The following is a 20,101-nucleotide window of genomic DNA, read 5'->3' on the forward strand; positions in this document are numbered from 1 at the left end:
TATGGCACCGTAAAGTTAACCACGGCTGATGAAGATGTGCGAACATGGGCCATGTCAGAAGTTGCTCGTGATCCGCTTTATCGTCGCCACCGCTTTCCCGCCGAGATCATTGCGCACGCGGTATGGCTCTACTTTCGCTTTCCGCTCAGCCTGCGCATGGACATGTTGGCGGCCCGCGGCATCATCGTCACGCATCAGACCATTCGAAGCTGGGCGGAGAAATTCGGGCGGCATTTCGCCCGGGAGATCAAGCGACGGTCAGCCGGCTGCCTGGGCGACAAATGGCATCTCGACGAATGTGTGGTGGCCATCAATGGCAAGAAGCAGTGGCTCTGGCGTGCCGTCGATCAGGACGGCTTGGTCCTCGAAGTGCTGGTGCAAAGCCGCCGAAATGCCAAGGCGGCAAAGCGTCTGATGCGCAAGTTGCTGAAGGCTCAAGGGCGGACACCACGAGTCATGATCACCGACAAGCTCCGGTCCTATGATGCCGCCAGGCGCGACCTCATGCCCGGTGTCGAACACCGGTCGCACAAAGGCCTCAATAATCGAGCGGAAAATTCGCACCAGCCGACCCGACGACGCGAAAGGACCATGAAACGCTTCAAGTCGGCACGCCAGCTTCAGCGGTTCGTTTCCATCCATGATCCGATTGCCAACCTGTTCCACTTTCCCCGCAATACGCTGTCATCGGCTCAACATCGAGACCTGCGTAACGCCGCCATGCAAATCTGGAACAAAATCGCGTGTCTCGCCGCAGCGTGACAGCCGTCCCGGCCAGCTATCGCTGCATCAATCCGCTGATAACTTTACAGTGCCGAAGCAACCCCCGTTTGCTTAACAGCTGCAAAGTCTAAGGGCGGGCCGCTCCTCAGACCACGGTCATAACGTCTAGTGCACCACATCGCGGATTTGGAAAAACTTTCGGGTGATGCAGGCGTGCTGTCGGGTCGTCAGGTTGTCGGGCAGTACCCAAAACCCTAGAGCAGCATGCTCGATGCCGGCCATCGCGAGAAATCAGCCACACCTGCGATCCAGGCCACTGCCGCTCTGCCAGGGGTTTCCCAGATTGCGCCTCTGTCTACTAAGCTGGTTGGAATCCACAAAATGCCGATGTTACGCCGGCCCATTTCGCATATCGGCCCGGTCGCTCAACAAGGACTTACAGAACGCCGGGGTGAGCTTGCCGCGGTGGATTGCGTTGTCGTAACCCTTCTTAGCCCGGGAGGTCTGCCACTGCCGATTATGGCCGCGCTGTTCATTGGACTTGACGTGGCAAGCGGCGAACTCGGCGCTGTCCAGCGTTGCCAACTGCTGCGCATATATCTTTCGTGTCGTGTGGATGTGCACCCACATTGGACTCGGTAGTGTACGGTTGCTCAGCGCCTTGGGCTGCAGCCTAATCTCGAACAGATTGCTCGGCTCTGGGTTCAACGCGCACGGGGGATCTGCAGGCGTCAACTCCCGGGCCGACCGCAACTGCTCAAGGTGGTTTTGCGAGGGAAATGGGTACCTCTTCATGCAATCCATGATCATATCAGGCTTTTGTTCGTCCCAAGCTTTAGCCAATCCCCGCACATTGGCCAACATGTCCCTGAACTGAACCGTTAGTCGGTGCACGTCGTCCATCTTTCCCTCCTTGGAGAGACGAGACGCCTCCAACGCTGGGAGGCAGGGCTCCATCTCGACAGCCTGCGTTTGCAGGCGCTGGACCACGAGGCCGACGGCGTGTTCGACGTCCTCGGGCTTCCCGGAGCGCGCTCGGGAGATCAAACTTTGCTGAGCAGGCAAATCGAACTTCAAAAGTTCGGTCGACCGTGCGACTAGTGACTTCGTGTTTTCCCCCGTCGTTGGATTTTGCAAGATCGCCAAGCGTGCTGCCGCGGACGACGCACTGTTCTGCGCCTCCTCTGCACTCACGAGCTTCTTCGTACCTAAATCCGTGCGTACGAGCACCTTGGCTGCTGGCGCAGGGTCGCTGACGGCCGCAGCGACTTGCGGCTCCGGCCGCCCGGCCGCCGAACTCCCGGCGCCAGCGGCCTGCTTGCTCTTGTCTTTTCCTTTTTTTCTGGGCGCTGTAGTGCTTTCGGCCACCATAGTCTTGCCGGCAGTTCCAGTCGGCATCGCAGCGGCAGCGTCGGCCGTCAGGTCAGGGGCTGGCGGCTTCGGCTGCAGTGCGAGGAGGTCCGTAACCTCGTCCGAAGCGATCCAGGCGTCGTCCACGATCCGGGTCAACAGTTCCAATGGGAGGCCAGCACCTGCTTGGTGATCCCTTAGCCTGTCAACCACGGAGTGCGAGGCCGACGCAAAATCCGCAAGCCGCTCCACAACTCCTTCCAGAACGGCGCAGTGTTCCGCGTCGAGCGGGCGCCCTTCCTTCCTCAGTACAGCTTCGGCCGTCGAGACGAATGCCGGAAAAACCTCGCCGATGAAGTTACCCAGCAGACGCGTTTGCCCGTTGTCACCGATGAGGAGTTCCCTGATGGGTGCTTCGAGCATGATCGCCTGCGGGGCCATGTTGACCTGCGCGAGATTGATCCGCGATTGCAGCTGCATTATCTTTGAATTGACAACCCAGCCCGAGTGCAGCCGCAGCGCGGCCTCTTCTTCCCGCCGCATCTCGGCTGTTGAGCTTGGTAAGTCGGCTGTCGCGACGCAGACGGCCCGCATCAATTCGTGGCGCTGTACTTTCTTGTCCCAACGCTCCACGCAGGCCACGGGATACTTCGCCATACTGGGAGCCGATCGGCTCAGCTGGTCGAGGGTGGCATTGGATTTGACCAAGTTGTGGAGAATGTCCTCCATCCGCTTCCGGTTCTGTTCCTCCTTCTTGAAGATCGTATGGGCCAGCTCGTTGGCACTGTCCGCCCGATGAATCACGTCGGCGCGGTAGTGACGCACATCATCGTCGGACAGAGTGCTGCGCGCCTCATCCTTGGGCAGGCTCGCGTAGCATTCCAGAAGTTCTGCGCCCGCATTAGCGAGCTGATCAAGCTCGTCTCGGAAGCCCTCCATCGGTTTTCCGCTATGCAGGCTCTTCTCTTCGAGAACTTGGATTTCGTCAATCAGCGAGCACATTCGTCGCTTTGTCTCGTTGATGACTTCGCCTGACGAGGAACTGGGGACTGTCACACCCGAAGTTGACGGCTGGCTGGCGACCGGCGCCAGGGCTTCACCATCCGACGTTGAGGAAACACTGCGCCTCCGCGAACCGGCCGCACGTGGCCCGGCGGCTGCACGTGGCGCAGCCGCCGGGATTCGATGTGGGGGAACGGAAGGGCCTGAAGATTTGCCGCCAAGGTCATCATGGGCACCTCGCGCAGCGCCAGCCGAGGGTGAACCTTTACCTCCCTCAGAGCGCATCCGCTCCAGGACGGAACCGAACCCTTGGCTGCCTTCCCCGGAGGCAAGACCTGATTGCGAGCGCGAACTGCTCGATCCGGCTCCAGCATCTCCAATGCGCGATTTTCCAGATCGGCCAATGCCCGTCATTTTTTCATCTCCGATATAGACGAGAACGCGCTGTCTGTGGATTGGGGCTGATGTGTCAGCCGTAGTGCATCAGGGCTCTGGCGGGTAAGTGCAATCGCCCAGATGACAGGTGGCATGACGTCTGAGAACCAGCGGCATGTTTTCGTCAGTCGTCATGGCCAGCCCGGATCGACCCTGCCGCGCCGGTCCAGCCTGAACCCAATGCAAAACACACGAAGACCTGTCGATCTCCACGATAGGAGGCCGCGAAACTAGCGAGTACGGGCGTGCCGGCGCTGGAGACGAACTCGCATTGAGACCAGGCGGCGCCATGTGCGCAAGTGCTTGCCAAAGCCGTCGCTGCCCTTTGACCGTACCGGGTCGTTAGCTTGGTTGGAGCTTTCGGATGAGCCACTTTTCCGACCGTACATGGCATTCGTTCCCTTTTTGGCGGAAGTCTTTAATATGATTTTGAGTTGTTAGGTCTCTCTCGAAGAGAGCTACTCGAACGAGCTGACGGTGAGCTGACGCGCTGTAAGCTAGTTCCGGCGGGGCGATGCACATACTGCGTTCGCTTTTTCTCTCGGGGGCCGTCGAATTCCCTCGCCTTCGGCACTCGCGCAGCGCATCACGGATCGGAATTAACTTTCGGATGATGCGGGCGTGCTGTCGGGAATGCCGCCCTGTCGACTGTTGCGCACGATGATGATGGCGGGCGCAACCATCGACCTACTGGCCGGCCAAGCGTTTCTCGTGGCGGGTTTCCAAATCGAGACAAGAACCGCGCGTCATCACCGATCAGCGGCCAAGCGCGATCCGCGCTCGCCCGGGCTGCGTAACCTGACCAACTCCGCCCGGCCGAACGCTGATCGCTCCTTGTAGTCTCGGACGGTGAAGGCCGGCGAGGCCCCGGCGCTGATCCATGCCTGGTCGGCCCCACGCGGAAGGGGCACCTGTAGAGGCCAGAGCAGCACTGCGCCGCATAGGGTCCAATGCCCTCTGGCAGGTCGGGCACCGCTTCGCCATTGAGATGGAAGTCGGAGGCGCCCGCAGAGAAGCTCAAGACCTGGCGCGAAGTTGTTGGGCCGGTGTTTCGCGGCACCTGGCCACTTGACGCCGAACTCCAAACGCCGAGGGCCAACTTCAAGTTGGTTCAGATGCTACGGGCCACGGGAGACGCGTTTCCAGAGGCGGTCGACGATGTGATTCCCCTAATCACGCAAGAGCCTGCGGTCAGGGGCACAACCGTGTTCTCTTTAAGAGACGCCGATCCGGCACTCTACAAACTGGCCCCTAGTCTTACTGTGTCGTAAGTTTCGTTAACGACTGATTGCGAGAATGGCGATTCGTGCTTCATATGGAGGGAGCGATGGATCTCCAGGACGGAATCGAAACGAGTGAATCGCGTTTTGCGGCCTATGTCGAGACGCTGGCCTCGGTATTGGGTCATGCTGACCGGGTGGCGCCGCTGAAGGCCTATTGCACCGGGCTGCTTTTGCCGCGCGAGCGCAAAAGCGTCGAGCCGATGGCGGCACGGGTGGAGCCTGGGCGTGTCCAGGCGGCGCACAGTCGCTGCATCATTTCGTAGCGAAGGCGGATTGGTCGGATGATGCCGTGCTGAGCCGCGTGCGGGAACAGGTGCTGCCAGCGCTTGAGCGTCAGGGGCAGATCCGTGCTTGGATCGTCGACGACACCGGCTTTCCCAAGAAAGGCAAGCATTCGGTTGGGGTTGCACGGCAGTATTGCGGGCAGCTCGGCAAGCAGGACAACTGCCAGGTCGCGGTCTCTCTGTCGGTTGCCACCGAGCAGGCGAGCCTGCCGGTCGCCTATCAGCTCTATCTGCCGGAAGGCTGGGCCAACGACCCTGACCGGCGCGCCAAGGCAGGTGTGCCGGAGGATGTCATCTTCCGCACCAAGCCCGAAATCGCCCTCGCGCAGATTCGGGCGGCGCTGGAGGCCGGCGTCTCACGGGGCGTGGTGCTGGCCGATGCCGGTTACGGCAACGACACCGCCTTCCGCACCGGGCTGACAAAGGTGGGCTTGACCTATGTCGTCGGGGTCCAGTCCTCGATCCGCCTGTGGTCGCCCGGCACGCAACCATTGCCGCCGAAGCCGTGGAGCGGACGCGGACCCCGCCCTCGCGCGTTCGGCGGCAGGCTGAACATGCGCCGGTCTCAGCCAAGGAACTGGCGCAAGCGCTGCCCGAGGACGCCTGGCACATGGTTACTTGGCGCGAGGGCTCCAAGGCGTCGCTTGCCTCACGCTTTGCCGCCGTGCGGGTTCGGCCGGCCCATCGCGACTACTGGCGCTCCGTCCCCCACGCTGAGGAATGGTTCCTGATCGAATGGCCGGACGGTGAAGTCGAGCCAACTAAGTACTGGCTCTCGACCTTGCCTGGAAAGACCAGGCTTGCCGACCTCGTCGATCAGGCCAAGATGCGATGGCGGATCGAGCGGGACTATCAGGAACTCAAGCAGGGGTGCTGTCACATTGATTTTGGCTTAACGGTTTGACGATAAGTCAGGTTGGCATGGTCGAAGCATGCGCCACCTACAAGAACCATCGCTTCCCGATCGAAATCGTTGCTCATGCCGTCTGGCTTTATTACCGGTTCGGGCTGAGCCTGCGCGATGTTGAAGAAATGCTGCTGGAGCGGGGGATCGTCGTCTCCTACGAGACCATCCGCCGCTGGGGAAAGAAGCACAGTCCCGATTATGCACGTCGCCTGCGCCGCAAGGCGCCATCGAAAGACGATGTCTGGCATCTTGATGAGGTAGCCGGGCACCGTAAAGTTAACCGACGGCTGATGAAGATGTGCGAACATGGGCCATATCAGAAGTTGCTCGTGATCCGCTTTATCGTTGCCACCGCTTTCCCGCCGAGATCATTGCGCACGCGGTATGGCTCTACTTTCGCTTTCCGCTCAGCCTGCGCATGGACATGTTGGCGGCCCGCGGCATCATCGTCACGCATCAGACCATTCGAAGCTGGGCGGAGAAATTCGGGCGGCATTTCGCCCGGGAGATCAAGCGACGGTCAGCCGGCTGCCTGGGCGACAAATGGCATCTCGACGAATGTGTGGTGGCCATCAATGGCAAGAAGCAGTGGCTCTGGCGTGCCGTCGATCAGGACGGCTTGGTCCTCGAAGTGCTGGTGCAAAGCCGCCGAAATGCCAAGGCGGCAAAGCGTCTGATGCGCAAGTTGCTGAAGGCTCAAGGGCGGACACCACGAGTCATGATCACCGACAAGCTCCGGTCCTATGATGCCGCCAGGCGCGACCTCATGCCCGGTGTCGAACACCGGTCGCACAAAGGCCTCAATAATCGAGCGGAAAATTCGCACCAGCCGACCCGACGACGCGAAAGGACCATGAAACGCTTCAAGTCGGCACGCCAGCTTCAGCGGTTCGTTTCCATCCATGATCCGATTGCCAACCTGTTCCACTTTCCCCGCAATACGCTGTCATCGGCTCAACATCGAGACCTGCGTAACGCCGCCATGCAAATCTGGAACAAAATCGCGTGTCTCGCCGCAGCGTGACAGCCGTCCCGGCCAGCTATCGCTGCATCAATCCGCTGATAACTTTACAGTGCCCGAAGCCTTCCGACCATGAGGCGAATGGAGGCCAGCTTGAGGAAGGCGAGCGCCCTGGTGCGATTCGAAATTGAATTTGTCTTCCTCAGCCCCTTTTGGAACTCCGGCCCCTGGAATGGCCGCCACCGGCGTAGAGCTTGAACAGGAAGGGATCGAGTCCGAACAGCTTCGCCATCACCATCACGCCGCCATCGCAGTCCTGGATGTCGGCGGCATGAACGAGGGCGTGCATCAGGAGACCTTGGTATTGACGAGAATATGCCGCTTCTTGCCTTTGATCTTCTTGCCCGCATCGCGCTGCCCAAAGTCGGGCTCCCGCTGGAGCGCGTCAACCTGGAAGCGTGCTCGCTGACGGCCTGGCCTCACGACGGATTGCGCGCCGAAGGCCAGCCGGTGCATGTCAAGAGCTGGCAATGCCGGCTCTGGCGTTCTCTCCTCGTTCACCGCCACCCGGTGCTGAACGAAATGCGCAGCATCGAGAATATGGTCCGGACGATCCTGCGGGAGGCCTGTATCAACTGGGCACGCGGTCGCGAACCACCATCGCCGGTCGTGTGCAGGAGCTGGCCGGCGCTGACGCCGAGGTGCTGGAAATAACCGGTCGCTGACCAAGGTGTGTCGGGCGGTGCATGTGCACAGCTAGCGCGACCGCGCCAACGCACTCAGGTCCGGACTTCCTTTAAAACGCAAGCGACAGGTCGAGATTGTGCTGCACCATCTGATTCCCAGGCTCTGTCTCGAGAGCTTGCCGATACAGCACCTGTGCCGCGTCATGCCGCCCCTCAAGGTCCAAGATCACTCCCTTCGCGTTCAATGCGCGCAAATTTCCTGGGGCTGCAACCAAGAGCCTGTCCAGTACCTGAAGCGCCTCATGCGGACGCTTCTGCGCGACCAAAGCATTCGTAAGACGGATCGCCGCATCGACATTGTCTGGGTGCTGCGTCAACTCATCCCGCAGAGCCCGCTCTTGTGCATCCTGGCCGACCGCGCTCAAAATGCGTTCTCGCATAGCCGGGTCGATTTGGTTGGCGTTGAGCAGCTCTGGGGATGACGTCTCCCTCACTGAAAGAGCAGGCTTGTCCAAGCTGGCGCAACCGCCGAGAGGCAGCATGGCGAGTACAGAGAAGAAAAGTGAGTTCCTAAATGCTCGGCCGTCTGTATTCTGGTGTGAATTCATGCTTGGTTTCCAATTATCATAGAGTGCTATCACGTTCATTCGATGGCAAACGGATTGGGTTTACTCTGACAGCCCACTGATCAATCCATGCGGGAATTTGACGGACCCGGCGGGTTTAACTGTAAAGTCGGAGGCGATATCTTGATAAGACAGCACGGCAACATCGATCCCGTTTCTGGTGAAAAAGCCGCGGACGAAGCGTCGGATGTCCGTTGAGGTTAAAACGACAGGGCGGGTCTGACCCGGTGCTGTGTTCGAAAGGATCTGACGTACCTGTGACAGCAGCGCTTCGCTTTGCCGGTCCTCTAGTACGAGGTGGGGTCCTGCAGCCGAATCTCGAACTGCATTGCGCATCACATCCTCACTCTGGCGTTCGACGACCAAGGCGGGCACGATGCCCTCTGTGTTGGCATAGCGGTGACAGATCTGACGCTTCAAACCAGAACGAATATATTCCGTGAGCAGGGCAACGTTTGGCTCACGTTCGCTCCATTCCGCCAATCCTTCTAAGAGAAGGCGGGTGTGGCGGATCGGGATTCCTTCATCCAGGAGCCGGCGCAGCACATCCGCAATCCGAGGTATTGGCGTCGTGCGCAGCACCTCCTTGACCAGATCAGAATAGTCCTTCTCCATTCGGCCTATCAATTGTCGGGTCTCTTGAATACCGATCAATCGGGGTGCGAAACGGGTCAACGCTGTATGGAGGCGCAAGGCGAGGAATTCGCCAGGACCGTAATGTGTGATGCCGGCACTCTTGAGAGCCGGTGCATGGCTTTGGTCGGCCACGAGTCTGTCCGTTTTTGGATCACGCCGATACGGGATACCGCTCGATTCGATGTTCGCCACATCGTCTTTGAGCATCAGCTGGCTCGGATCAAACACACCCTGTTCAACTGGCACCCCCTCGATATCTATTCGAAACTGAGACTCCAGCAACTGCTGGTCGACAGTGACAGGGATGGGGGGAACGACAATGCCAAGATCGGCTGAAAGTAGTTGCGAAACGCGTGCAATCTCCTGCTGCAATTCGACTTGTTCAATCGCATGCATCAGGTCTGGCGCAAGGAAGAAAGCGATCGGACATTCCTGCGCGGGCGCGGTTTGTTTTTGAGTGTCCCCTGCACTTGTGGTATCGACAACATCGCCCTTCACAAAGCTTATCGCGGCGAAGATTGCGGCCAACACCAAAAAGACGGGCAGGGGGAAGCCAGGAACGAACCCCATCAAAACCAGGACGCAAGCTGCGACCCGCACTGGTCGCTTGCTGGCAGTGATCTGATTCACTATTTCGGTACCAAGGTTGACCCTCGCCGCCCCCGTGACACGAGTGACGACGGTCGCCGCTGTAATTGATAGCAGCAGGGCCGGAATCTGCGATATCAATGCATCGCCTATCGTTAGCAGAGTATAGTGATGCAGCACATCGCCGAAGGACATGCCCTTCGAGAGCAGGCCGATCGATATCCCACCCAGCATGTTGATGAAGATAACCACCAGTCCGGCGATGGAATCGCCCTTCACAAACTTCATCGCGCCATCCATCGCGCCGTAAAGTTGGCTTTCCTTCTCCAATGCGGCGCGTCGCCTGCGGGATTCGTTGGCATCGATGTGGCCGTTGCGTAGCTCTGCGTCGACCGCCATTTGCTTACCCGGCAGAGCGTCGAGCGTGAAGCGCGCCGCCACTTCGGCCACGCGTTCGGCGCCCTTCGCGAGGACCATGAATTGTACCATGGTGACGACCAGAAATATGACGAAACCGACCACGATATTGCCCGAGATCACGAAATCGCCGAACGTATGGATGATGGCGCCTGCCTCCCCCTCGGCCAGGATCAGGCGCGTCGTTGCGACGGTGAGCGCCAGGCGGAACACCGTGGAAAGCAAAATGATGCCGGGCAAAGAGGAAAGATCAAGTGGAGTACTGACATACAGGGCAACCATCATCAGCAGGATGGCCAGTCCCATATTGAATCCTATCAGCGCGTCGACCACCACGATCGGGATAGGCATGACCATCATAGCGATAGCCAGAAGCAGCATCAACGCGACCATCAGGTCCGGGTTGGCCGGCGAACGGTTGATGAACTTACGCAGGACGTTGGCCATCTAGGCCCCTTTACGATCGCTTGAGAATTATTCTGCTGCTACGCAGTGAAGCGTAGCATTCGAAGTCCGAGGGCCAAGTCCCTCATTGGGCAGCCCGCGAGCAGCAGGCTGTGGCATGAGAGCCCGAATGCGCGAAGCTGGGTGGTCAGCAAGTTTTCACTCTGTCCAGGTTTGTTGTGGTAGTGGGCGCGGCAGAATGGTAGCTGACCACGCAATTCTGCTTGATAGGGCCTGCGGACTAATACGGGAGAGCAGCAAGGCGGCCATTACGGCTCAGCAGCACACGACCGTCCTCGATCCTGTCGACCGTCCATCCATCATCCAGAACGGCGCCAACAAAATACTTCTCACCACCTATGACAAGATACGGTTGCGGGCCACGCCAAACGGCTTCAACTGCGATTGCGGATGGCGCCTTTTCGTCTTTTATGAGCACTCCATTGACCAGTGTCAGGGCGCCCTTGGTGCGATGATCGAACCACTGCTGGAGCTTCCGCCAACTGATGACCGATTCAGACGTGACGGTACCCTCCGCCGTCACAGTGTCCTTTGCCGAGCCGACCTTAACATTGAGTAGGCCCGCTCTATCGACTTCCTCCTGCAGCTCTTTAGCCGCTGCCTCCGCAATCTGGTCGTCGGCGCGGTGGTTGGTCCGCTTCGACTCATGATCGGCACTGGGTGAATTGGGTCTCGATGCACCACCGTCCCCATTATAGGAAAAAAAGGCTGAGAGCATACCGACCGCTAGAGAGCTGACTATCACCGTGGCCAGAACACGCATCGAGAGGCGTGGTATGCCTATCGGACCACTTGTCACTTCATCCTGCACGGACCAGAGAATGGACATCTCGCCTGCGAGAACGACGACAGGAAGTGGCACCACAACGCACTCGCCCGCGGCGATATTCCGCTTACCCTTGATGCTGAGTCCGGCCGCAAGCGCCTCGACCTCGATCGAGTTGCCAAGGAGCGTTATACGAAAATGATGCGGTGCCAATCCTTGCTCGACGAAGATCATATCGGCGTCTAAGCCGCAGCCGATTAAGCTCGTTTCGAGAGCAGTCTTACCCGTCAGCCCGCAATAGAGCCCCGACAGAACTTCGAAATCAAGAGAAACGGCGTCATTCAAGGATGTTCTCCCGAACAAGAGAGAAGCCGCACGGCAATTGCCGTGCGGCTCATTTCGGTTCCACATCGCGCCACCTGGCGACGCGATCGGGAACCCCTGCTTCCGAACCTACTGAACGCGCTCGTCGGCCGCTTTCTTGATTGTGTTGAGGTTGGTCGTAACGGTGCGCAGCTGTATACTCCTAGCCGTAGCCTCCAAGCTAGCCGCCGTTAGATCCGCGATTTGCGCCTCGAAAGCGGCTTTCCCCGCGACTCTGGTACCTACGTCTGTAGCCACCGAAGTCCCAGTGCCAGCCGCACTGGTGCCAGTACCTGCTTTACTCATAACGTTTTCCTTCTGTTCAAACCGCGCCCGTCAGCACGGCACACACATCCTGACGCAGACCATCCACGTCAGGCATCCTCTTCAGTTTCTGCAATAGCCTCGTCGGCATCAGCCATGGCATCGTTCAAAATAGTTAGCGCAACGGAGTGGAGAACCGTGTCGAACGCTTCGGCTAGAGCTTGCTGATCATCCCCAGAGATAGTCTGACCGTCCACAGGATCTTTCCCGCCAACCGGCTTGTTTGGGTCATTGTTCCCGCTACCCGGTTTGTTAGGGTCATCATTCCCGCTACCCGGCTTGTCAGGTTGCTCTGGTTGGCTTTTCGGATCTCCATGCCCCCTGCGAGCTAAGGAAATGTTGCCAAATCCACTCCCAATTGCTGCGGCCATCAAGTACTCCTGCATGCGTTCCATTGGCGCCGACGCCTAAAGATAATCTCATCAGGCTACGAGCAGGAGCTTTCGAGAACCTGACGAGTCTGGACAAAAAGCGGGCTACCGGAAAATAATGATCGAGCAGGGTTCGGCCTCCTGCAAAGTGGTGAAAAGTGGGTACTGCGCTTCTGCCAAAGGAATAGCGCCTGACAGGAGGCCTGACATTCTTCGAACGTAGCGGTAAATTCCGAGGCTTCGTTGCTGCGACATCATCATTTCCCAACTTTCCCACGGTGGCGGGCTGAGGGCGCGGGAGGCGAACTCCCGAGCCCCGCCTTGCCCGGACCGTCTTCTGCTACCGACCTGCGCCAAAGCGAGCGGCAGCCTCGACGGCGCAATTGCACTTCCCGGCGATCTCACTAACATCCGGCAAACGCTGCTGATGACGCCCGCCGTGCTGTCAAATTGAGGAGAAAGGTCGTTCCCATTCATCGCGGGCCGGAAAAGTGCGAACTTGGTCGTGTGACCTGGGTGCGGTGATGCGCTCCCGCGTTCAGCTGCTGCTCCTCCTTTTTGCACCGAGGGAGCTCAGGCTCGCCGCCGAATCCAGCGAGATCCAAGGGCGTGGCTCCCCGGCGGATTGTGCGTTAATTCAGCCGATCAGAGCTCGGAAAACCGCAGAGGCAGCTCGGGTCAGCACGGCCGGCGTCTGTCCGCTCCAAAGCTCTGCATGCCACATGCGCCGCCGCGCTTGCCGACCACAAATGACAAACCGCTCAGCGGCAGCTTAAGTGGTCTCCGTGAAATGGCGCGGATCGGCGTGAGCAACCAAATCATGCGTTCAACGTCTTGCATGAAACCCGCCGACTCCCACGAATTTTTCAGGCTAGGAATGTTACACATAAAGGCCTCACGGAAGACCGCACTCCGATCACGTCCAAAATGGCACTAGCCCTCTTGTGTTACGGGGCGGCCACAGAGGCCCCAGGGCTAGGCCAATCCTGCGGCGAAGAGTGCTCTCGCCACGGGCTCGAAATATTGCATGGGAATGGGTCTGCCCAGTTGCGTTTTGCCGATGAGCTGATGCGCTAGGACATCGTTGTCGACAATTTCAAGACGTAGCGCTCGCGCCTCGCTAAGCAGGTGTGAAGCCCGCTCGCCATCGGCGCGGCAAACCAGGACGGGCACCCCGGTTTCACCGCGGACGTAACGCAGACCGATCAGTATCGCCGTTCCTTTGAAGATCAGCGTGGCGTGATGCACACCGAGGGGAGGTTCGTCAGCTGACTCGTCACGAATGCGACGTCGTTCACTCTTCAACTCTGGCGCCCCTTGCTGATCCTTCAGCTCGCGCGTGACTTCAGTCTTGGTCATCCTCATTTCGCGCAGAAACAACGCACGCTGCACCAGGAGATCGATCAGGCCAGCGGCCAGAAGTGCGCCGGCGCCAATTCCGATCAGCAGTTTTGCCCCCGTAACGACAAGGCCCAAACAGCCCATGCCGCAGAACGGCAGATAGACCATCGTCTTCCACATGCCGAGAAGGCAAAAGGAAAAGGTTGCGCCGAGAACGAATACTTTAAACAGCGTCTTCCCGAGTTCGACCATCGAACGCGCAGACGCCAAGCGCTTCAGCCCTTGAAAAGGATTAATTTTATCGAAGTTGGGCGTCATTGGCTCGAGAGAGAAAACAAATCCACCATTGGCTAATATGCTTGCCAAAAGCACCGCCGCGACAAGCGTTCCAAGCAGCGGGCCAACAGTTGCCAAGGTGAGTTCGGCAAGCACAACCAGCGCCTGCCGGACCGCGAAGTCAAATGGCAGGTTCTGCAGCTTGTCGACAAATAGTAGCGCTTCGCGGCATTTGTCTTCGATCGCGCTGCCTCTTAGCCAAAGGTATCCGAGACCAGCGCAAGTGCCGACCGCGCGAACGAAATCGGAGCTATGTGGCAGCTGCCCTTTTTTGCGTGCATCGTTTAGCTTTTTGGGGGTGGCGGCGTGTGTCTTCTCTTCGCTCGAGTCGCTCATTTCAGCAATCTATCGAACCACTCGAGCGCGCCATTCGCTTGTGTGATCTCCAGTTTCATACCCTCTACGAGATAGCCAGCGTATGTAACCATGAGAATCGGAAAGACAAGATTCTTGATCGCCGGGGACAGTTGGGTCAATTTGAATTGCGGCGCAAAGCGACGCAGTAGCATAAAGGATACATCAATCAGCGTCATAAAGAACACGACGGGCCCTGACACCAATAACGCCGTGCGCATAATCTGGTCGAGGAGCCCTAACACCTCCATTGCTCCTTGCGTGCTCAATGTAGGATAAAACTTATACACGGGCCAGATCAAATAGCTGCCATAAAGGGCGCCGATCAACGTTTCCAGCCCCCCTGATGCGACGAAGATGGCAATCGCAGTGATCCCGAGAAAGACTCCCATGGCGGAAGCCTGACTATTCGTCGCGGGGTCGGTCGGGGCGGACGGGTTGGTGACGCCGCGTTGGTTGTCGATAAACTCACCGGCCGCCTGAAGTCCCCATAAGGGAATGCCAAGGAAGGTGCCAAGTAGTGCGCCGACAAGAACTTCCTTCAATCCGAGCAGAGCTACCTCAATCAGACGTGTTTCAGGATCCAGCGCCTGCAACGCGTCGCTGACATGTGCCAGACATGGTAATCCGAAGCCGACAGCCAGGCAGCCGCGGATCAGGCCATCGGTCTGAGAACGTGTAAATACCGGTAGGATCATCATAATGCCTATCGCGCGCGCTGCGCCAAGACCGGCTGCTACGACGAGTTCGATAGCCGTATGCATGAGGATCTGAATCTCGGCCGGTGACGCATACATGGCGGAGACTAGTAGCTAAGTGTCATGGCGGGAAACTCGGTAAAGATCTGGTCGGTTAGCTCTATCAGCGGGGCGCTCAGCACAGGAGCAAACAAACCAATAACCGCGACAACAACCAGAAGCTTGACGGTTAGTGGCAAACTTTCATCCTGGATCTGTGTTGCCGCCTGGATGATGCCAATGACCAAGCCAACGACCACCGATGCAATGAGCGGCGGCAGAATCCAGATCATGAATACCACCAACGATTGGCTCATAAGAGTGACAATACTGGATTCAGCTATAATCAACCTCCCGGTATCGTGTAACTCAACACAAGCCCGTGCATCAATTTCGACCAGCCATCAATAGCGACGAACACGAAGAGTTTGAAAGGGACAGATATAAGCGTCGGGGATACCATAGACATGCCCATCGCCATCAAAATTGTCGTCACAATAAGATCAATAACGATGAAAGGAAGATAAAGAAGAAATCCGATCTCAAACGCGCGCTTTAGCTCTGAAATTAGAAAAGATGGAACCAGAATGGACAAATCATCAACTGTGGCTTTGGCACGCATTTCCGCTGGCCAGACTTTTTCGGTAGACGAGAGGAAAAACTGTCGCTGCTCCTCATTTGTGAACTTCTTAAGATGATCACGCAGGGGCTCGCTCCCGGATTTGGCGGCGCTTACCCAGTCGTCGAACGTCTGATAATGTAGCTTCGGATCGGTCATCCGATCATAGGTCTGTTCAACAACGGGCGCGCTAAGAAACATGGTGAGGATCAATGCGACAGCGTACAGCGCTATGTTAGGTGGTATCGTCTGAGTCCCGAGCGCATTGCGCACGAGGAAAAGAACAACCGATACCTTTACAAAGGCCGTGGTCGTGACGACCACTAAAACCAGCAGACCCAGTCCGGCGGTAACTGCGAGAAGCGCCAGGATTGGCGGCTGGAGCTCAGTCATTGCATCCCAACCGGCCACGGAGCCTGATGCCCAGCGTATCTCCAATGCGCACGATGTCGCCACGCCCGATACACTGACCGTTGGCAAGTATATCGACCGGATCCTGAATCGGCCGTCCAAGTTCGAAAATATGCCCTTCGCCGGCACTTCTTAATTCCCCTAGAGGAATAGGCCAGCGACCGCATTCAAAGACAAGCATGATCTCGACATCGTCGAGATCCTCCGTCGGCCCTAGTTGCGATCCAAGTTGTGTCATATGCGCATTCTCCAAAGAATAGGAACGCGGGCGGAAAGGCCCGTGCAGGACTAGCTGGTCGCCCTCAAGATCGGCGCTGGCCCACAACTGGCCCAAAGATAGGGCGATCTCGCCCCGGCCGAACGGCGCCAGGTCCGGCAACAGAGCATCACCGGCACATGCTTTTCGAAGAATCGCCGCAGGAACGTGCAGCGTGCCGATCTCTCCTGCAACCACGATCGGGAGGTCTGAAAGTAATCCGCGCGGCTGTCGCGGTAACTGGCCAAACAGTTCGCCCAGAGCACGAAACGCAGACGGCACCAAGCCATCGAGAGGCGAGAACAGGAACAGACGACCCTTGCCACTGACCGGGCCGAAGTCGATATCCAGTTCGAGATAAGGAGCCAGTGTCGCGGCTTCAAACACGCGCACGAGCTGCACGTTCAGCTGAGTCCTATACTCCAGTCGAGCAATAAGTGGCTCAAGTGCAAGTTCAACAATGAGTGAAGCCGTTGGCTCGGAAGGGAAAGTCAGCCCATTCTGCACTGTTGCGATGAGCCCCTCTACGAGCGACCGCGATATCGACAGCACGACCGTCTCAGCTCCGACCCTACAAATGCAGTCGAGCATTGGAATGGCGGCAAAATTCTCCTGCCAGACAAGCCCTGCCACACGCACCGACAGTGGCACGTCGTTGATCCGGGTCTGAAACGGTCCGCGCGAAGCCGCAGTGTCATTGAGCCACGAGGCGACCTCGTGGGACAGTGTCAGCGCTGGTTCCAATAGAGGGGGGCTCACCAAAGCGGCTGCCAAAAAGCTGCACCGTTCTGTCATTCGGAGGACCTGCAGGTTATCGAATCCGTTTCGCGACCTGGGAAAGCGGTCCCCTGCCAAATCGAAGCAGTATCTCATCGTCGGCCTCGATCTCGCCTGCGGCCTCCGAACGGATCTCGACGGCGCGCCCGACGTCGTCCTCGATCTGGCGCCATTTGTGCGTAGCCGCCGAACATGCGACCCATAGGTCCCTCGTCTCGGACGCCGCTGTCTCCGCCTTTTCTTGGGCGATTCGCGCATTACCAAGCATCTGCCGTCGGCGTGTGATTTCAGTTGCAAGCCGCTCAACATGCAGGTGGTGCCGGTCAAGCGCGGCGTTAGACAAGTTTTCGAGAGTCATCAGCTCCTGGTAGAGCGCTGCTTCCGCCGTTGCGCAATGTTGTTGTGCCATGGCAAGCTCTCGGGAGGCATTCTGTGCGGCTAAGGTGGCCATACGGCGCTCGGCTTCCTTCTTGGACAGCTCACTAAGGGCACGACGCTCTTGCATTTCCTTCAAGACCCGTAACCTGGAAGCCTGAACATGATTTACGCGGTCAGACGCGACATCCATGCGACCGTTTCCTCAAACCCTGAGATCTCGTCTTCGCTCTGGCGCAAAAACTCCCTCAGTTCGTCTATTGACTCGACAGCCCGGTCCGTCAGGGGATCGCCGCCTTGCTTGTATTCTCCGACGTTGATCAAGAACTCGGTCTCGGCATGCCGGGAAAGGAGTTCACGAAAGAAGGATGCCGCCTTGCGATGTGTCCGCGAAACGACCGCATCCATCACGCGGCTGCGACTCTGTAGTACATCGATAGCGGGGAAATGCGATCGCGCCGCAATAGCGCGCGAGAGCACGACATGGCCATCGAGAATGCCGCGCGACTCTTCAGCGATTGGATCCCCTGTGCCATCGCCTTCTACAAGCACGGTATAGAACGCCGTGATTGAGCCACGCTCACTCATGCCGGCGCGCTCAAGCAGGCCTGGCAGCATGCTGAAAACGGAAGGAGGGAAGCCCCGTCGCGTCGGCGGCTCGCCCGCAGCAAGGCCTATTTCACGCATGGCGCGGCAGAAGCGTGTCAGCGAGTCCAGCATGAGAGCAACGCGTAGCCCTTGTTCGCGAAAATATTCCGCGAGCGCTGTCGCCATCGGAGCACATTGCGCCCGCTCAACAGCCGAGCGGTCGGACGTTTCAACAACAACGACGGCACGGCGAAGGCCCTCTTCCCCGAGATGCCTCTCGATGAATTCACGAACTTCACGTCCTCGTTCGCCTATCAATGCGACTATGACAACGTCAGCGGCGGCACCTTTTACGATCTGTGACAATAAGGTCGACTTGCCACCACCTGGCTCGCCGTAAATCCCGATCCGCTGGCCCTCGCCGCACGTCAGGAGACCATCCAGAACACGCACCCCAAGGGGCAAGGGCCGTTCAATCATGCGCCTTGTCATTGGATTTGGAGCTCTGCCGTGCAGCGGCCGAGTTTCTGTGGTCTCGATTTGGCCTTTGCCGTCCAATGGACGGCAGCGACTGTCAATCACCCGGCCAAGTAAATCGTTGCCGACGGGTACTTCACGCATTCGTCCAGTGGCCACGACTTCCGCGCGGCTGGAGAGGCCGACCAGGTCGCCGATCGGCGTCAGCAATACGCCATCATCCAACAGGCCGATCACCTCAGCTTCCAGCGACAGTCCGGTTCGTGGGTCCTGTAGGAGGCAAAGTTCTCCAATACGAGTGTCTGGCAGGACGGCATGGACCAGTGTGCCGACAGCCCGCGTGATCCTGCCGCGCACGACGCGCGTGTCGATCCCCTTTGCCGTAGCTCTCAAAGACGAGATCGCCGGATCGACAGGGCAGATCGCATCGTCGTGATTATGTTCTGATACCTGCGTTGTCACAGTTCGCCTTTTTCAGAAAGCGACCCGAAGCCGAGACGCAACGCGCGCATCTGCGCATCAAGCCCCAGATCGACATTGCCGTACTCGCTCCACAGCACGCAGCGTCGCGGCGATAACGTCGGATCCGGTTTGATCCGAACCCTTGGCCGACCATCCTGGCCGTCCCATCCCGCAAACTCTCGCGCAAGCATGTCCACTTGCGTCGGATACACATGGAGGCAGACTTCCGCGCCGCTGTATTGGCGCTCAATGGCGTGGCGAACAGCCATGACCAACAGTTCGCCCGGATCGAACGCTCCTAGAAGCTCGCTTAGTATCTCAAGCACGAGCTGCGGCAATTGCTGCTCCAGAACCGCCTTTCGTCGTGCGACTTCGGCAACCGCCTGCGAAATCAGCGCCGCCATTTCCTCCGCGCCTGCATTCAGGCCCTCGGTATGGCCGCGCGCCAACTCACGCTGATACGCCGCGCGTGCCCAACTGCGTACGTGCTGCTGATGCCGTTCTGCGGCGGCACACGCTTTTGCGGCATTATCCCAGATTTCGAGCTCGCTCGCCGGTATCAGTGGCCCCAATGGGCGCATCTGCGGCGCTGCCGGCGCCACGGAAATATCGGCTGTCATATCGGCGGGTTCTCCGCCTCAAAATGGCGTACCACAAGCGACAACAACTGGCCTGCGGCGTTCCCGTGCTTAGGCTCTGGATTGTCGGCGGCGGTTCCTACAGGCAAGCGTAGGAGCACGCGGTTGCGCTCCATCACTGGACTGTGATGGAGCCAGGCACCAAGACAGGCGTGTCCATCGTGTTCAATTTGGTGCGCGAGTTTTCCCGGATCCGCGATCAATCTGTCCGCAATGGAATGCGCCAGATGTCGGATTCCAAACGCATGGGCATCAGCGCCGATACGTTGAATGAGCACTGTGAGGTCAGGCTGAGAGACAAGCTTAAGCAGCGATCGGGCATGCCATGCACTACCTGCAAGGAGGGCAGCCCGAAGCGGATCATTACCGCGCAGAAGGTCCAGCCCCCGCTCAACATCATTCGACTTCGAATCATTGTCGAGTAACAATTCTGTTAGTCTTCGCTGCAGTCTGGGACACTTCTGCAACTGAGCCAACGTAGCAGCCGATAACGCCGGATCAAGACGCGCGCCAAGACGGGTAGGATGGGCCGAAGCAGCAAGC

Annotated in this window: 18 protein-coding genes and 3 pseudogenes; 7 read left to right on the top strand and 14 right to left on the bottom strand. The window is 58.5% G+C overall.

Going from position 1 to position 20,101, the window contains the following annotated elements:
- The first annotated feature begins 51 nt into the window (after positions 1 to 51).
- On the top strand, positions 52 to 762 hold the full coding sequence (locus MesoLj_RS33290; protein ID WP_202323971.1) for an IS6 family transposase: 711 nt from the start codon (positions 52 to 54) through the stop codon (positions 760 to 762).
- Positions 763 to 1,113: 351 nt separating this feature from the next.
- Here the strand turns inward: MesoLj_RS33290 and MesoLj_RS33295 are convergent, their stop codons facing one another.
- On the bottom strand, positions 1,114 to 3,489 hold the full coding sequence (locus MesoLj_RS33295) for a hypothetical protein (protein WP_446720274.1): 2,376 nt from the start codon (positions 3,487 to 3,489) through the stop codon (positions 1,114 to 1,116).
- A gap of 1,348 nt (positions 3,490 to 4,837) precedes the next feature.
- Here MesoLj_RS33295 and MesoLj_RS36910 point away from each other — a divergent pair.
- The 4 genes and pseudogenes from MesoLj_RS36910 (at position 4,838) to MesoLj_RS33310 (ending at position 7,008) form a co-directional block, all read left to right on the top strand.
- The gene (locus MesoLj_RS36910) at positions 4,838 to 5,056 is read left to right on the top strand and encodes a transposase (protein WP_446720275.1); all 219 of its coding nucleotides are present in this window, start codon (positions 4,838 to 4,840) and stop codon (positions 5,054 to 5,056) included.
- Entirely contained in the window at positions 5,041 to 5,808 is a 768-nt protein-coding gene (locus tag MesoLj_RS33300; RefSeq protein WP_446720343.1) for an IS701 family transposase, read from the top strand. Before MesoLj_RS36910 ends, MesoLj_RS33300 begins: the two co-directional genes overlap by 16 nt.
- 190 nt (positions 5,809 to 5,998) lie before the next feature.
- Positions 5,999 to 6,149, top strand: a pseudogene (locus tag MesoLj_RS36915) (IS6 family transposase); the annotation flags it as partial.
- Between the two features lie 148 nt (positions 6,150 to 6,297).
- Complete coding sequence (locus tag MesoLj_RS33310; RefSeq protein WP_202327575.1) at positions 6,298 to 7,008, top strand: IS6 family transposase; 711 nt, start codon at positions 6,298 to 6,300, stop codon at positions 7,006 to 7,008.
- 44 nt (positions 7,009 to 7,052) lie between these two features.
- On the opposite strand, the pseudogene MesoLj_RS36920 reads toward MesoLj_RS33310, so the two are convergent.
- Positions 7,053 to 7,356: pseudogene (locus MesoLj_RS36920) on the bottom strand (transposase); the annotation flags it as partial.
- Here MesoLj_RS36920 and MesoLj_RS33320 point away from each other — a divergent pair.
- Positions 7,357 to 7,631, top strand: a pseudogene (locus tag MesoLj_RS33320) (IS110 family transposase); the annotation flags it as partial.
- A 110-nt stretch (positions 7,632 to 7,741) separates the two neighbouring features.
- Here MesoLj_RS33320 and MesoLj_RS33325 read toward each other — a convergent pair.
- The 12 genes from MesoLj_RS33325 to sctL all read right to left on the bottom strand — a co-directional run bounded on the left by MesoLj_RS33325 (position 7,742) and on the right by sctL (position 19,540).
- A complete protein-coding gene (locus MesoLj_RS33325) occupies positions 7,742 to 8,239 on the bottom strand; it encodes a tetratricopeptide repeat protein (RefSeq protein ID WP_010913980.1) in 498 nt (165 codons plus the stop codon).
- A 60-nt stretch (positions 8,240 to 8,299) separates the two neighbouring features.
- Entirely contained in the window at positions 8,300 to 10,345 is a 2,046-nt protein-coding gene (gene sctV / locus MesoLj_RS33330; protein WP_010913979.1) for a type III secretion system export apparatus subunit SctV, read from the bottom strand.
- A gap of 238 nt (positions 10,346 to 10,583) precedes the next feature.
- Positions 10,584 to 11,474, bottom strand: coding sequence for a SctD/MshK family protein (locus MesoLj_RS33335; protein WP_010913978.1), 891 nt, complete (start codon positions 11,472 to 11,474; stop codon positions 10,584 to 10,586).
- A 392-nt stretch (positions 11,475 to 11,866) separates the two neighbouring features.
- The gene (locus MesoLj_RS33340; RefSeq protein WP_044551341.1) at positions 11,867 to 12,187 is read right to left on the bottom strand and encodes a hypothetical protein; all 321 of its coding nucleotides are present in this window, start codon (positions 12,185 to 12,187) and stop codon (positions 11,867 to 11,869) included.
- Between the two features lie 975 nt (positions 12,188 to 13,162).
- Entirely contained in the window at positions 13,163 to 14,200 is a 1,038-nt protein-coding gene (locus tag MesoLj_RS33345; RefSeq protein WP_010913977.1) for an EscU/YscU/HrcU family type III secretion system export apparatus switch protein, read from the bottom strand.
- Positions 14,197 to 15,015: a type III secretion system export apparatus subunit SctT gene (sctT, locus tag MesoLj_RS33350; protein ID WP_010913976.1), complete on the bottom strand. Its 819-nt coding sequence runs from the start codon at positions 15,013 to 15,015 to the stop codon at positions 14,197 to 14,199. The genes MesoLj_RS33345 and sctT overlap by 4 nt, the downstream gene beginning before the upstream one ends.
- A gap of 8 nt (positions 15,016 to 15,023) precedes the next feature.
- Complete coding sequence (locus MesoLj_RS33355) at positions 15,024 to 15,272, bottom strand: EscS/YscS/HrcS family type III secretion system export apparatus protein (protein WP_010913975.1); 249 nt, start codon at positions 15,270 to 15,272, stop codon at positions 15,024 to 15,026.
- Between the two features lie 29 nt (positions 15,273 to 15,301).
- Entirely contained in the window at positions 15,302 to 15,967 is a 666-nt protein-coding gene (sctR, locus tag MesoLj_RS33360) for a type III secretion system export apparatus subunit SctR (protein ID WP_010913974.1), read from the bottom strand.
- A complete protein-coding gene (gene sctQ / locus MesoLj_RS33365) occupies positions 15,960 to 17,036 on the bottom strand; it encodes a type III secretion system cytoplasmic ring protein SctQ (RefSeq protein WP_096453933.1) in 1,077 nt (358 codons plus the stop codon). The genes sctR and sctQ overlap by 8 nt, the downstream gene beginning before the upstream one ends.
- A 16-nt stretch (positions 17,037 to 17,052) precedes the next feature.
- Positions 17,053 to 17,586, bottom strand: coding sequence for a hypothetical protein (locus tag MesoLj_RS33370; protein ID WP_202323973.1), 534 nt, complete (start codon positions 17,584 to 17,586; stop codon positions 17,053 to 17,055).
- The gene (gene sctN, locus MesoLj_RS33375) at positions 17,562 to 18,920 is read right to left on the bottom strand and encodes a type III secretion system ATPase SctN (RefSeq protein ID WP_096453929.1); all 1,359 of its coding nucleotides are present in this window, start codon (positions 18,918 to 18,920) and stop codon (positions 17,562 to 17,564) included. The genes MesoLj_RS33370 and sctN overlap by 25 nt, the downstream gene beginning before the upstream one ends.
- Positions 18,917 to 19,540, bottom strand: a complete 624-nt coding sequence (gene sctL / locus MesoLj_RS33380; RefSeq protein ID WP_010913970.1) for a type III secretion system stator protein SctL — start codon at positions 19,538 to 19,540, stop codon at positions 18,917 to 18,919. The genes sctN and sctL overlap by 4 nt, the downstream gene beginning before the upstream one ends.
- 170 nt (positions 19,541 to 19,710) lie before the next feature.
- Between sctL and MesoLj_RS36695 the strand changes: the two genes are divergently transcribed.
- Positions 19,711 to 19,983, top strand: a complete 273-nt coding sequence (locus MesoLj_RS36695; protein WP_157866081.1) for a hypothetical protein — start codon at positions 19,711 to 19,713, stop codon at positions 19,981 to 19,983.
- Positions 19,984 to 20,101 lie beyond the last annotated feature (118 nt).

Source organism: Mesorhizobium sp. 113-3-9 (assembly GCF_016756515.1).
Lineage (GTDB): Bacteria > Pseudomonadota > Alphaproteobacteria > Rhizobiales > Rhizobiaceae > Mesorhizobium.